Origin of the sequence: Roseovarius sp. MBR-78 (assembly GCF_040547535.1) — a bacterium.
Taxonomy (GTDB): domain Bacteria; phylum Pseudomonadota; class Alphaproteobacteria; order Rhodobacterales; family Rhodobacteraceae; genus Roseovarius.
In genome coordinates this window covers 216,557-229,767 of the sequence record NZ_JBEPPX010000001.1, presented here as the reverse complement: position 1 = coordinate 229,767, position 13,211 = coordinate 216,557, and the positions used below count along the sequence as shown (strand labels likewise).

At 67.0% G+C, this 13,211-nt stretch carries 12 protein-coding genes; 9 read left to right on the top strand and 3 right to left on the bottom strand.

Annotated features, from left to right (window positions below; translation table 11 throughout):
* Positions 1 to 39 precede the first annotated feature (39 nt).
* Entirely contained in the window at positions 40 to 411 is a 372-nt protein-coding gene (locus ABIE58_RS01180; RefSeq protein WP_354542839.1) for a DUF2237 family protein, read from the top strand.
* Positions 412 to 438: 27 nt separating this feature from the next.
* On the opposite strand, the gene ABIE58_RS01175 is transcribed toward ABIE58_RS01180, so the two are convergent.
* A complete protein-coding gene (locus ABIE58_RS01175) occupies positions 439 to 2,076 on the bottom strand; it encodes an acyl-CoA dehydrogenase family protein (protein ID WP_354542838.1) in 1,638 nt (545 codons plus the stop codon).
* Positions 2,077 to 2,206: 130 nt separating this feature from the next.
* Here ABIE58_RS01175 and ABIE58_RS01170 point away from each other — a divergent pair, with 130 nt between their 5' ends.
* The 4 genes from ABIE58_RS01170 (at position 2,207) to ABIE58_RS01155 (ending at position 6,321) form a co-directional block, all read left to right on the top strand.
* Positions 2,207 to 2,503, top strand: a complete 297-nt coding sequence (locus ABIE58_RS01170) for an FtsB family cell division protein (protein ID WP_354542837.1) — start codon at positions 2,207 to 2,209, stop codon at positions 2,501 to 2,503.
* Positions 2,504 to 2,599: 96 nt separating this feature from the next.
* The gene (pdhA, locus tag ABIE58_RS01165; RefSeq protein ID WP_354542836.1) at positions 2,600 to 3,610 is read left to right on the top strand and encodes a pyruvate dehydrogenase (acetyl-transferring) E1 component subunit alpha; all 1,011 of its coding nucleotides are present in this window, start codon (positions 2,600 to 2,602) and stop codon (positions 3,608 to 3,610) included.
* Between the two features lie 15 nt (positions 3,611 to 3,625).
* Positions 3,626 to 5,005, top strand: a complete 1,380-nt coding sequence (locus ABIE58_RS01160; protein ID WP_354542835.1) for a pyruvate dehydrogenase complex E1 component subunit beta — start codon at positions 3,626 to 3,628, stop codon at positions 5,003 to 5,005.
* An 11-nt stretch (positions 5,006 to 5,016) separates the two neighbouring features.
* The gene (locus ABIE58_RS01155) at positions 5,017 to 6,321 is read left to right on the top strand and encodes a pyruvate dehydrogenase complex dihydrolipoamide acetyltransferase (RefSeq protein WP_354542834.1); all 1,305 of its coding nucleotides are present in this window, start codon (positions 5,017 to 5,019) and stop codon (positions 6,319 to 6,321) included.
* Positions 6,322 to 6,425: 104 nt separating this feature from the next.
* On the opposite strand, the gene ABIE58_RS01150 is transcribed toward ABIE58_RS01155, so the two are convergent.
* The gene (locus tag ABIE58_RS01150) at positions 6,426 to 7,091 is read right to left on the bottom strand and encodes an HAD-IA family hydrolase (RefSeq protein ID WP_354542833.1); all 666 of its coding nucleotides are present in this window, start codon (positions 7,089 to 7,091) and stop codon (positions 6,426 to 6,428) included.
* 139 nt (positions 7,092 to 7,230) lie between these two features.
* On the opposite strand from ABIE58_RS01150, the gene glmU reads away from it, so the two are divergent.
* Together glmU and glmS are read left to right on the top strand one after the other, a co-directional pair.
* Positions 7,231 to 8,583 (top strand): bifunctional UDP-N-acetylglucosamine diphosphorylase/glucosamine-1-phosphate N-acetyltransferase GlmU, encoded by a 1,353-nt coding sequence (glmU, locus tag ABIE58_RS01145; RefSeq protein WP_354542832.1) that lies wholly within the window; start codon positions 7,231 to 7,233, stop codon positions 8,581 to 8,583.
* Positions 8,584 to 8,585: 2 nt separating this feature from the next.
* Positions 8,586 to 10,409 (top strand): glutamine--fructose-6-phosphate transaminase (isomerizing), encoded by a 1,824-nt coding sequence (glmS, locus tag ABIE58_RS01140; protein WP_354542831.1) that lies wholly within the window; start codon positions 8,586 to 8,588, stop codon positions 10,407 to 10,409.
* Between the two features lie 6 nt (positions 10,410 to 10,415).
* On the opposite strand, the gene ABIE58_RS01135 is transcribed toward glmS, so the two are convergent.
* The gene (locus ABIE58_RS01135) at positions 10,416 to 10,814 is read right to left on the bottom strand and encodes a hypothetical protein (RefSeq protein ID WP_354542830.1); all 399 of its coding nucleotides are present in this window, start codon (positions 10,812 to 10,814) and stop codon (positions 10,416 to 10,418) included.
* Positions 10,815 to 10,900: 86 nt separating this feature from the next.
* Here ABIE58_RS01135 and moaA point away from each other — a divergent pair, with 86 nt between their 5' ends.
* Both moaA and ABIE58_RS01125 read left to right on the top strand, forming a co-directional pair.
* A complete protein-coding gene (gene moaA / locus ABIE58_RS01130; protein ID WP_354542829.1) occupies positions 10,901 to 11,911 on the top strand; it encodes a GTP 3',8-cyclase MoaA in 1,011 nt (336 codons plus the stop codon).
* Positions 11,912 to 11,925: 14 nt separating this feature from the next.
* Complete coding sequence (locus tag ABIE58_RS01125) at positions 11,926 to 13,200, top strand: 3-deoxy-D-manno-octulosonic acid transferase (protein ID WP_354542828.1); 1,275 nt, start codon at positions 11,926 to 11,928, stop codon at positions 13,198 to 13,200.
* Positions 13,201 to 13,211: the final 11 nt, after the last annotated feature.

The window sequence follows — 13,211 nt, the reverse complement described above, 5'->3', positions numbered from 1 at the left end:
TGGTAGAGGACTCCAACACCCACAAGGGAGGACAGCGCGATGCAAAAGGACGATCCCGAAAACGTGCTTGGCGGGGCGCTTGCGCCTTGCTCGATGGAGCCTGTCACGGGCTTCTTTCGCGATGGCCATTGCAACACCTGCGCCGAGGATCGCGGCAGCCACACCGTCTGCGCGGTGATGACCGCCGAGTTTCTCGCCTTCTCGAAATATGTCGGCAACGACCTGAGCACCCCGCGCCCCGAATTCGGCTTTGCCGGGTTGAGGCCGGGGGATCAATGGTGCCTGTGCGCCGCGCGCTTCCTGCAAGCTCATGACGAGGGCTGCGCGCCGCAGGTGCGCCTCTCCGCGACCCATTCCCGCGCGCTCGATATCGTGCCGCTCGCGGTGCTGCGAGAGCACGCGGCGGCCTGACAGGGGCACCCCAATCACCCCGCCCGCTCACGCATCCCCGCCAAGCCGCGCCAGCACCGCGCCCGTGTCGATCCCGGCAATGGCCCCTGCCACCCGCCCGCGCGACGTGTCCAGCCGCGTGGCGATATAGGCCTCGGCCACAGCGCCCGGCGCGTGGCGCATCAGCACCGAGGCGGTGAGCAGCGTGGCAAGGCTCTCGGCATACCAGCGCGCCTGCGCCTCCTCGGGCAGCCGGGGAAAGCGCTGCATATGCGCCTGCATCGCCGCGTCAAAGCGCCGGTCCTGCGCGGCCACCGCGCCAAGCTCGGCGCTGAGCGCCGCCCCCGCCGCAGGCTCGCGCTGCAGCGTGCGCAGGATATCGAGGCAGATCACGTTGCCCGATCCCTCCCAGATCGAGTTGAGCGGCGCCTCGCGATAGAGCATCGGCAGGGGCGTATCCTCGACATAGCCCATGCCGCCCAGCGCCTCCATCGCCTCGTAGACCACGCCGGGGCAGAGCTTGTTGCCGAGGAACTTGGCCAGCGCCACGCCAAGCCGCGCAAACGCCCGCGCCTCGGCCCCGCGCCCGTCGAAGGCACGCGCCACATGCAGACCCAGCGCCAGCGTGCCCTCCCAGTCAAGCGCCAGATCGGCCAGAACGGCGCGCATCAGCGGCTGGTCGATGAGCCGCTTCTGAAACGCCGAGCGGTGGTGTGCCCAGTGATGCGCCTCTGCCAGCGCCGCGCGCATCAGCCCGGCAGGCGCGATGGCGGTATCGAGCCGCGTGTGATGCACCATCTCGATGATGGTGCGCACGCCTGCCCCCTCCTCGCCCAGCCGGTAGGCCAGCGCGCCGTGATACTCGATCTCCGCCGAGGCATTCGCGCGATTGCCCAGCTTGTCCTTCAGCCGCTGGATATGGATGGCGTTGCGCCCCCCTTCCAGCCAGCGCGGCACCAGAAAGCACGTCAGACCCTCACCGGTTTGCGCCAGCGTCAGGAACCCGTCCGACATCGGCGCAGAGCAGAACCATTTATGCCCCGTCAGGCAGTAATGATCGCCCTCTGGCACGGCGGTGGTGGCGTTAGCGCGGATATCCGAGCCGCCCTGCTTCTCGGTCATCGCCATGCCCATCGTGGCCCCGCCCTTGCGCGCCAGCGGCCTTGCCGCTGGATCATAGAGCCGCGAGGTGAGCTTGGGCACCCATGTCTGGAACAGCGCCTCATCGGCCTTGAGCGCTGGGATCGCGGCATAGGTCATAGTCATCGGGCAGCACACGCCCGGCTCGACCTGTGACATGAGATAGACCATCGCGGCATGGGTGGCGTGGCCGCCCTTCGCCCCCTCCCACGGAATCGCGGCATAGCCCGCGCCGATCCCTGCCTGCATCAGCCGGTGATAGACGGGGTGAAAGCGCACCTCGTCCAGCCTGCGCCCGCCCGCATCGAACAAGGCCAATTCCGGCGGCTGGCGGTTGGCCTCGCGGCCCAGGGCGCGCATCTCGCCCGTGCCGATCATCGCGCCGAAATCCCCCAGCCGCGCGGCATCCGCTCCCGCCGCCCCCGCGTGATCGCGCAAGCCCGGATCGCCGCCCCACAGATCGACGTCGCCGCGCGGCGCGGGCTGGTTGGTGACCTCGTGGGTGGGCAGGTTCGCGCGGGCGGGGCTTGCGGGGCTGTCTGGCATCGGCATTCTCCTTCGCGGGGCCAAGGCTACGCCCCGCCGCCGCGCGAGGAAAGGGGATTCACAAGCCGCGCCGCCTGTGGCATGGTTACACCTGCAGCGCGGCGACAAGACCGCGTTTGAGGAGCCGAGCATGAGTTCAAAAAGCCGTCCTTGGAGCGCCCTTGCCGGGCTGACCGTCGCGTTTTTTATGGCGGTATATTTCGCTTATGCGGCGGTGCAGGGCGATTACGGCCTGTTTCGCCGCGCCGAGATCGAGGCGCAGAATGCCGAGCTTGCGCGCCAGCTTGCCACGCTGGAAAGCGAGGTCGCGCGGATGGAAAACCTCACCCGGCGGCTGTCGGATGACTATCTCGACCTCGATCTTCTCGACGAGCAGGCCCGCGACGTGTTGGGCCTCTTGCGCGGCGACGAGATCGTGATCCGCTGAGGCCCCCCCGGCAAATTCGGCCTCGCCACAAAAGCGCGATTGGTGTAATCAATGGTTTAACGCTAAACCATTTCCGCCACCAACGAGGAGCGCCGCATGCCCCCCCGGAAAAGCACCGCGAAACCAAATGTTTCCGCCGACGCCCTGAAACAATATTACCGCGACATGCTGCTGATCCGGCGATTCGAGGAAAAGGCCGGCCAGCTTTACGGCATGGGGCTGATCGGCGGGTTCTGCCATCTCTACATCGGGCAGGAGGCCGTCGTGGTGGGCCTTGAGGCCGCAGCCGAGGAGGGCGACCGCCGCATCACCACCTACCGCGATCACGGCCATATGCTCGCCTGCGGGATGGACCCAAAGGGCGTGATGGCCGAACTCACCGGGCGCGAGGACGGCTATAGCGGGGGCAAGGGCGGCTCGATGCACATGTTCTCGACCGAGAAGCGGTTCTATGGTGGCCACGGCATCGTCGGCGCGAATGTGCCGCTTGGTGCGGGGCTGGCCTTCGCCGACAAATACTTTGGCAATGACCGCGTGACCTTCACCTATTTCGGCGATGGCGCGGCCAATCAGGGGCAGGTCTACGAGACCTTCAACATGGCCGCGCTCTGGGAACTGCCGGTGATCTTCGTCATCGAGAACAACCAGTATGCGATGGGCACCTCGCAGAAACGCTCCACCTCCAGCCCCGATATCTACACCCGCGGCGCGGCCTTCGGCATCCCCGGCGAGGCGGTCGATGGCATGGATGTGCTCGCCGTCAAGGCGGCGGGCGACAAGGCGGTGGCGCATTGCCGCGCGGGCAAGGGCCCGTATATCCTCGAGATCAAGACCTACCGCTATCGCGGCCATTCGATGTCGGACCCCGCCAAATACCGCACCCGCGAAGAGGTGCAGAAAATGCGCGACGAGAAGGATGCCATCGAGCATGTTCGCGAGTTGCTCCTGTCGGGCGGCCATGCGTCGGAGGACGACCTCAAGGCCATCGACAAGGACATCAAGGATACCGTCAATAAATCCGCCGATTTCGCCAAGGAAAGCCCGGAACCCGCGCTTGAAGAGCTGTGGACCGACATCATCGCCGACGTGGCCCCGCAGAACGCCTGAGCAGGAGAGACGACCATGACAACCGAAATTCTCATGCCCGCCCTCTCGCCGACGATGGAGGAGGGCACGCTGGCCAAATGGCTGGTGAAGGAAGGCGATAGCGTCAAATCGGGCGATATCCTCGCCGAGATCGAGACCGACAAGGCGACGATGGAATTCGAGGCCGTCGATGAGGGCACCATCGGCAAAATCCTCGTCGAGGAAGGCACCGAAGGGGTAAAGGTCAACACCGCCATCGCCGTGCTGCTGGAAGAGGGCGAGAGCGCCGACGATATTGCCAGCGAAGCGCCCGCCCCTGCCCCGCAGGCCAGCGAGGACCGTGCCGAGACGGCGGCAAAATCCGCGCCCGCCGAGGCCAAGGCCCCCGCCGCGCCGCAATCCGACACCAGCCCCGACTGGCCCGACGGCACGGACATGCAAAAGATGACCGTGCGCGAGGCGCTCAATTCCGCCATGGCCGAGGAAATGCGCCGCGACGACACGGTGTTCGTCATGGGCGAAGAGGTGGCGGAATACCAGGGCGCCTACAAGATCACCCAGAACCTACTGGACGAATTCGGCCCCAAGCGCGTGATCGACACGCCGATTACCGAGCACGGCTTTGCCGGCATCGGCGTGGGCGCGTCCTGGGGCGGCTTGCGCCCCATTGTCGAATTCATGACCTGGAATTTCGCCATGCAGGCGATCGACCAGATCATCAACTCTGCCGCCAAGACGCTCTATATGTCGGGCGGCCAGATGGGCAGCCCCATCGTGTTCCGCGGCACTAACGGCGCCGCCGCGCGCGTGGGCGCGCAGCACAGCCAGGATTACGCCGCCTGGTATGCGCAGGTGCCGGGGCTTCGCGTGGTGCAGCCCTATTCCGCCGCCTGCGCCAAGGGCCTGTTGAAAAGTGCCATCCGCGACCCCAACCCGGTGGTGTTCCTGGAAAATGAAATCCTCTATGGTCGCTCCTTCGAGGTGCCCAAGCTGGACGATTTCACCATCCCCTTCGGCAAGGCCAAGATCTGGCGCGAGGGCAGCGATGTCACCATCGTCAGCTTCGGCATCGGCATGACCTATGCGCTCGAAGCCGCCGAGAAACTCGCCGAGGACGGGATCAGCGCCGAGGTCATCGACCTGCGCACGCTGCGCCCGATGGATACCGACACGGTGATCAAATCGGTGATGAAAACCAACCGCTGCGTGACGGTCGAAGAGGGCTGGCCTGTGGCCTCCATCGGCAACCATATCTCGGCGGTGCTGATGCAAAAGGCGTTCGATTATCTCGATGCGCCGGTGATCAACTGCACCGGCAAGGACGTGCCCATGCCCTATGCCGCCAATCTCGAAAAGCTGGCGCTGACCTCGACCGACGAGGTGATCGACGCCGTGCGCCAAGTGACCTACCGGTAAGGAGAGACGCGATGCCAACCGAGATTCTCATGCCCGCCCTCTCACCCACGATGGAAGAGGGCACGCTCGCCAAATGGCTGGTTAAGGAGGGCGATACGGTCAACGCGGGCGATTTGCTGGCCGAGATCGAAACCGACAAGGCCACGATGGAATTCGAGGCGGTGGACGAGGGCGTGATCGGCAAGATCCTTGTCGCCGAGGGCAGCGAGGGGGTAAAGGTCAACACGCCGATTGCGGTTTTGCTGGAGGAGGGCGAAAGCGCCGACGATATCGGCAGCGCCCCGGCCAAGGACGAGACCAAGACCGAAACCCCTGCCGCCAAACCCGCCGAGGCCGCACCGCAAGCCGAAAGCGCCGCCAAAGCCGCCCCCGCCGCGCCGAAAGCCTCCGATGGCGACCGCGTATTCGCCTCTCCCCTCGCCCGCCGAATCGCCGCCGATAAGGGGCTGGACCTCACACAGGTCACCGGCACCGGCCCGCATGGCCGCATCGTCAAGGCGGATGTGGAAGGGGCCAAGCCCGCCGCCGCTGCGAAAGAGGCCGCCAAACCCGCCGACAAGGCCCCTGCCCCGGCGGCCCCGTCCGGGCCGTCCTCGGATGCCGTCGCCGCCATGTATGAGGGCCGCGAGTATGATGAGGTCAAGCTTGACGGGATGCGCAAGACCATCGCCGCGCGCCTGACCGAGGCCAAGCAGACCGTGCCGCATTTCTACCTGCGCCGCGAAATCCGCCTAGATGCGCTGATGAAATTCCGCGCCGAGCTGAACGCGCAACTCGAGCCGCGCGGCGTCAAGCTCTCGGTCAACGATTTCATCATCAAGGCCTGCGCGCTCGCGCTTCAGGCGGTGCCCGATGCCAACGCGGTCTGGGCGGGCGACAAGGTGTTGAAACTGAAGCCCTCGGACGTGGCCGTGGCCGTCGCCATCGAGGGCGGGCTGTTCACGCCGGTCCTCAAGGATGCCGAGATGAAATCGCTCTCGGCGCTGTCCGCGGAGATGAAAGACCTCGCCAAACGCGCCCGCGACCGCAAGCTTGCACCGCAGGAATACCAGGGCGGCACCTTTGCCATCTCCAACCTCGGCATGTTCGGGATCGAGAATTTCGACGCCGTCATCAACCCGCCCCATGGCGCGATCCTCGCCGTCGGCGCAGGGCTGAAAAAGCCGGTGGTGGGCAAGGATGGCGAACTCGCCGTGGCCACGGTCATGTCGGTCACGCTATCGGTCGATCACCGGGTGATCGACGGGGCGCTTGGTGCGCAATTGCTGGAACAGATCGTGGGCAACCTCGAAAACCCGCTGGTCATGCTGGCCTGAGGCGCGCTAGACCATGTCGCGTTCGGTCGCATTCACGCGCCCTGCGCTAACCTATTGATTTCGCATGTTGCTTGAAATCGGTTCCCGATTTTGGGCAACATGCTCTACCCGATCAGCCGCGTCACCACGTCGGCCAACTCGTCGTAATGGGCGATGATCGCCTCTGGCTCCAGCGCGGCCATATCCGCGCCCGAGGGGCTGAAGCCCACCAGAACCGAGGGCACGCCCGCCGCGCGCGCGGTGTCGCGGTCGGTGTCCGAATCGCCCACCAGAAGCGCGCGGCCCGGATCGCCGCCCGCGCGGCGCACGGTCTCGCGCAGGTGCTCGGGATGGGGTTTGCGCACCGGCAGGGTATCGGCCCCGGTCAGCGCATCGAACGACCCAAGCACGCCAAGACGGCTCAACAAGAGCCGCGCCAGCGCCTCGGGCTTGTTGGTGCAGATGGCCACACGGTAGCCCGCGCCACGCAACCCCTCGACCGCCGCCATCGCGCCGGGATAGAGCCGGGTATGGGTGTCGATCGCGCCCTCATAAGCGGCCAGAAGCACCGGGTATTGTCGGTCGATCTCGGCCTCGTCCTCCCCGCGCCCAAGCCGGTCCAGCCCCAGCCGCAGCATCGCCCGCCCGCCGCGCAGCGCGACGCCGGTATCGGCCACGGGGCATAGCAGATCACCCGCCCCCATGCCGCGAAAACAGGCATTGGCGGCGGCAATCAGGTCGCCGCTGGTATCGGCCAGCGTGCCGTCGAGATCGAAGACCACGGTGCGCATCGGCTGCCCTCCTGTTATCGGCCAACGACCGCTTAGCCCTGTCATGATATGGTCACAAGGATTTCCCAGTGCGCCCCTTGCGTATAAGTGCAAAACCGATAGAACAACGTTGATTTTATCCATTTGAAGAGTTTTCCCCATGTCCATTGCCCTCATCGTGCTTGCCGCCGGCAAGGGAACGCGGATGAACTCGGAGCTTCCCAAGGTGCTGCACCCTGTCGCGGGCGAGGCGATGCTGATCCACGCCATCGCCGCCGGGGCCGCGCTTGATCCCGAACGGGTGGTGGTGGTGGCAGGCCACGGGGCCGAGGCGGTGCGCAAGGCGGCGCTGGCCTATGAGCCCGACGCGCAGGTGGTGCTCCAGACCGAGCAGTTGGGCACCGCCCATGCCGTGGCGCAGGCCGCGCCCGCGCTGGAGGGCTTCACCGGCGATGCGGTGGTGCTTTATGGCGATACGCCCTTCATCCGGCCCGAGACTCTGGAGCGCATGGCGGCGGCGCGGACGCATCATGATATTGTCGTCTTGGGATTCAACGCCGCCGATCCGGGCCGCTACGGGCGGCTGGTGATGGCCGGCGCGGCGCTGGAGCGGATCGTCGAGTTCAAGGACGCGAGCGAGGCCGAGCGCGCGATCCGGCTGTGCAACAGCGGCGTGGTGATGGCCCCTGCGCCGCTCCTCTTCGATCTGGTCGGCGCGGTCGGTAATGACAATGCGGCGGGCGAATATTACCTCACCGATATCGTGGCGCTGGCGCGCGCGCGGGGCCTCACCGCCACCGCCGTCACCTGCGACGAGGCCGAGACGCTGGGGGTCAATTCCCGCGCCGAATTGGCCGGGGCAGAGGCCGCCTTTCAGGCGCGCGCGCGCGCCGAGGCGCTGGAGACGGGCGTGACCCTGCCCGCCCCCGAGACGGTGCATTTCGCCCGCGACACGGTGGTGGGGCGCGACACGGTGATCGAGCCTTTCGTGGTGTTCGGCCCCGGCGTGACGGTGGAAAGCGGCGCGCAGATCCGCAGCTTCTCGCATCTTGAGGGCTGCCATGTCTCGCGCGGGGCGGTGGTGGGGCCTTATGCCCGCCTGCGCCCCGGCACGGAACTGTCCGAGGATGTGCGCATCGGCAATTTCGTCGAGGTCAAGAATGCGCTCATTGCCGAGGGCGCCAAGGTCAACCACTTGAGCTATATCGGCGATGCCGAGATCGGCGAGGGCAGCAATATCGGCGCGGGCACGGTGACGTGCAATTATGACGGCGTGATGAAGCACCGCACCACCATCGGCAAGGGCGTGTTCATCGGCTCTGACACGATGCTTGTCGCGCCTGTCACCGTGGGCGACGGGGCGATGACCGCCTCGGGTTCGGTCATCACCCGCGATGTCGAGGCGGGCGCGCTGGCCGTGGGACGCGCGCGGCAGGACAACAAGCCCGGCTTTGCCACGCGGTTTTTCGAGCGGCTGCGCGCGCTCAAGGCGCAAAAGATCAAGGGAGAGTAACCATGTGCGGAATCGTTGGCGTTCTGGGAGATCACGAGGCCGCGCCGGTGCTCGTCGAGGCGCTCAAGCGGCTGGAATATCGCGGTTATGACAGCGCGGGCATTGCCACTGTCAACGACGGTCGGCTTGATCGCCGCCGCGCCGTGGGCAAGCTGTTCAACCTCTCGGACCTGCTGGTGCATCACCCGCTCGCGGGCAAGGCGGGGATCGGCCACACCCGCTGGGCCACCCACGGCGCGCCGACAGAGGCCAACGCGCACCCCCACAAGGCCGGGCCGGTCGCCGTGGTGCATAACGGCATCATCGAGAATTTCCGCGAATTGCGCACGGAACTGGCCGAGGCCGGGATCGGCCACGAGACCGACACCGATACCGAGACCGTGGCGCTGCTGACCCAACACCACATGGCGCAGGGGATGGGGCCAGAGGCCGCCGCCCGCGCCACCATAGCGCGGCTGCGGGGGGCCTATGCGCTGCTCTTTCTGTTCGATGGCGAGGGCGATCTGATGATCGCCGCGCGCGCGGGCAGCCCGCTGGCCATCGGTCATGGCGCGGGCGAGATGTTCGTGGGCTCCGACGCTATCGCGCTCGCACCGATGACCGACCGGATCACCTATCTGGACGAGGGCGATATCGCCGTGGTGACACGCGCCGGTGCCACGATCACCGATGCCGAGGGGCGGATCGCCAATCGAACCGTCACGCAGATCGCCATCGACAGCGCGCGGGTGGACAAGGGCGGGCACCGCCATTTCATGGCCAAGGAAATCGCCGAACAGCCCATGGTGATCGGCAATGCGCTTCGTCATTACCTCAGCGATGACGGCAACGAGATCGTCCTGCCAGAGGGCGCACCGGATTTCACAGGCGTGGAGCGCATCGTGCTGGTCGCCTGTGGCACCGCCTATTACGCCTGCCTGACGGCGAAATACTGGTTCGAGCACCTGGCGCGAATCCCCGTCGAGGTCGATATCGCCTCGGAATTCCGCTATCGTGAGCCGCCGGTTGCCCCCGGCACGCTGGCAATTTTCGTCAGCCAGTCGGGCGAGACTGCCGACACGCTCGCCGCGCTGCGCTATTGCCGCGCGCGGGGCGACAGCATCCTCGCGGTTGTCAATGTCGAGACCAGTTCCATCGCGCGCGAAAGCGATCTTGCCCTGCCGATCCTTGCCGGGGCGGAAATCGGCGTGGCCTCGACCAAGGCCTTCACCTGCCAGTTGACGGTGCTTTTGCTGCTGGCGCTCAAGGCGGCGCGGGCGCGGGGCGAAATGGGGGCCGAGCGGCTGGCCGATCTCCTGTCGGCCCTGCGCGGCCTGCCCGCCACGCTCAACACCGCGATGGAGATCGACGCAGGTATCCGCGAGGTGGCGCGCGATCTGGCCAGCGCGCAGAGCGCGCTTTTCCTCGGGCGGGGGCTGATGTATCCCCTCGCGCTGGAGGGCGCGCTGAAACTCAAGGAAATCAGCTATATACATGCCGAAGCCTATGCGTCGGGCGAGTTGAAGCACGGCCCCATCGCGCTGATCGACGAGACCATGCCAGTGATCGTCATGGCCCCTTGCGATGCGCTTTTCGAGAAGACCGTGTCAAACATGCAGGAGGTGATGGCGCGCGGCGGGCAGATCGTGCTGATCTCGGATGCCGAAGGGGTGGCGGCGGCGGGCGAGGGCACGTTTCAATCGGTTACGCTACCTGCCGTCGATCCGGTGATGGCACCAATCCTCTACGCCCTGCCCGCGCAGCTCATCGCCTATCACACGGCGATCGCCAAGGGCACCGATGTGGACCAGCCGCGCAACCTCGCCAAATCGGTGACGGTGGAATGAGGGCGATCACTGCGCCGCCGATACCTGCAATTGCGGCAGCGCGGTGAGCGGCAGGTTCAGCTTTTGGTAAGCGCCGAGCGACATCCGGCTGCCGGCCCCCGGCGCGGCGTCGAGCGGGAGGAGATCGAGCACCACCGCGCGCCCCGTCTGCGGGTCGCGCACCCTGCCCCGCATCGGCGCAGAGACCAGCGGCGTGCGCAGCCACAGCCCCGGTCGCGCCACATCGCCAAGCGACGCGATGGTGGTGCCGGGCAGGCCGCGCCTTGATACGGGGGTGCGGGCTTCGGGCTTCGCCGCGGCCCCTGTCTCGGGCACAGCCTCGGGCGCGGGCGCATCGCGCAGCCCCACCGGCGCACAGCCCGCCAGCATCAAAGACAGTCCCAGAACGCGTATCACCCCGACCATGCGCCGGAGCCTATCCAAGCCCGCGCCGCGCTGCAACGCGCAACATGCCCCTTGCCCCGCGCCACGCGCGGGCCTAGTTTCCTGCCATGCAAGATGCACCCCTCATAGACCCGTTCCAGCGCGCCATCTCTTACCTGCGCGTCTCCGTCACCGATCGCTGCGATTTTCGCTGCGTCTATTGCATGTCGGAGAACATGACCTTCCTGCCGAAAAAAGAGCTTCTGACGCTGGAAGAGCTTGACCGCATGTGCTCGACCTTCATCCGGCTGGGGGTGGAAAAGCTGCGCATCACCGGCGGCGAGCCGCTGGTGCGCAAGGGGATCATGACGTTTTTCAACGCCATGACCCGGCATCTCGAGGCGGGCACGCTCAAGGAATTGACGCTCACCACCAATGGCAGCCAACTTGAGCGTTTTGCCGGTGATCTATACGCCGCTGGCGTGCGGCGGGTGAATATCTCGCTCGACACGCTTGACGAGGCGAAATTCGCCGAAATCACCCGCTGGGGCCGCCTGCGGCAGGTGCTCAAAGGCATCGACGCCGCGCAGGCGGCAGGGCTTCGCGTCAAGATCAACACCGTGGCGCTCAAGGGCTTCAACGAGGATGAATTGTTCACGCTGGTGGAGTGGTGCAAGAGCCGCGACATGGACCTGACCTTCATTGAGGTCATGCCGATGGGCGATATCGGCAACGAGGACCGGCTCGATCAATACTGGAAGCTGAGCGATCTGCGCGCGCGGCTGGCCGAGGCCTACACGCTCACCGACCTCGCAGAGCGCTCGGGCGGCCCGGCGCGCTATGTGCGGCTGGAAGAGACCGGGCAGAAGGTGGGCTTCATCACGCCGCTCACGCATAATTTCTGCGAAAGCTGCAACCGCGTGCGGCTCACCTGCACCGGCGAGCTGTATATGTGCCTCGGACAGGAGGACATGGCCGACCTGCGCGCGCCGCTGCGCAACCATCCCCGCGACGATGCCCCGCTGCAAGAGGCCATCCGCGCGGCCATCGCGATGAAACCCAAGGGCCATGATTTCGACTATTCGCGCCAGTCGGTCGAGGGCCGCATGTCACGCCACATGAGCCATACCGGCGGCTGATGCCGGGGCCGGGCGTGCCCCTGACCCTGCGGCTCTATGGGGCTGCGGCCGATCTTCTGGGGCCGGTGATCTGGCGCGGCATGCGGCGCAAGCTCGAGGCCCAGGGCACCGACCCCGCGCGCTGGCCCGAGCGGCTGGGCCACGCCACCCAGCCCCGGCCCGAGGGGCGGCTCATCTGGTTTCACGCGGCCAGCATGGGCGAAGCCGCCTCGGTGCTGCCGCTCATCGCCCATTGGGGCACGGTCCAGCCCGACACCGAATTCCTCATCACCTCCGGCACCGCCACCTCGGCGGCGATGCTTGCCCGCCGCCTGCCAAAGCGCTGCCGCCACCAGTTCGCCCCGCTCGACACGCGGCCCGCGCTGGGGCGGTTCCTGCGGCATTGGCGGCCCGATGCGGGGATTTTCGTCGAGAGTGAGCTATGGCCGCAGATGCTGCGCCAAACCGCGCGCGCGGGTGTGCCGCTGGCGCTGGTGAATGCGCGGCTGTCGGACCGCTCGGCGCGGGGCTGGGCGCGCGCGGGCCGCACCGCGCGGCACCTGATGGGGCATTTCCGCCTGATCCATTGCCAGGACGCGCGCACCGAGGCCAATCTGCGCGCGCTTGGCCTTGATCTGGCCCGGCAGGGGCCGAATCTCAAGGCGCTCTCGGGCGCGCTGCCGGTGGACCAAGGCGCGCGCGCGGCGCTGGAGGGGCTGATCGGCGCGCGCCCGGTCTGGCTCGCGGCCTCGACCCATCCCGGCGAGGACGAGATCATGCTCGACGCCCATAGCCGCCTGCTGGCGCATCTGCCCGAGGCGCTGCTGATCCTCGCGCCGCGCCACCCCGAACGCGGCGCGGCGCTGGAGGGGTTGATCGCGGCACGGGGGCTCCACGGCGCGCGGCGCAGCATCGGGGCGCAGCCCTCGGCCCAAACGCAGGTCTATCTCGCCGATACGCTGGGCGAGATGGGGCTTTGGTATGCGCTCTGCCCGCTCACCTGTATTTGCGGCTCGTTCACGCCGGTGGGCGGCCACACACCCTACGAGCCCGCCCATGCCGGCGCGGCAATCCTTCACGGGCCACATTACGCCAATTTCGCCGAGGTCTACCCGGCGCTCGATGCCTGCGGCGCGGGGCGCGAGGTGGCGGACGGCGCAGACCTCGCCGCCGCGCTGTCGCATCTTCTTCAAGACGCGCGCACGCGCGATGCGATGCGCGAGGCGGCGCGCGGCTTCGCCGCCGGGGATGCGGGCGCGCTGGCCGCGCTCACGGACGATCTCATCACCGCGCTGGGGCTGGCGCGATGACCTTCCGCTTC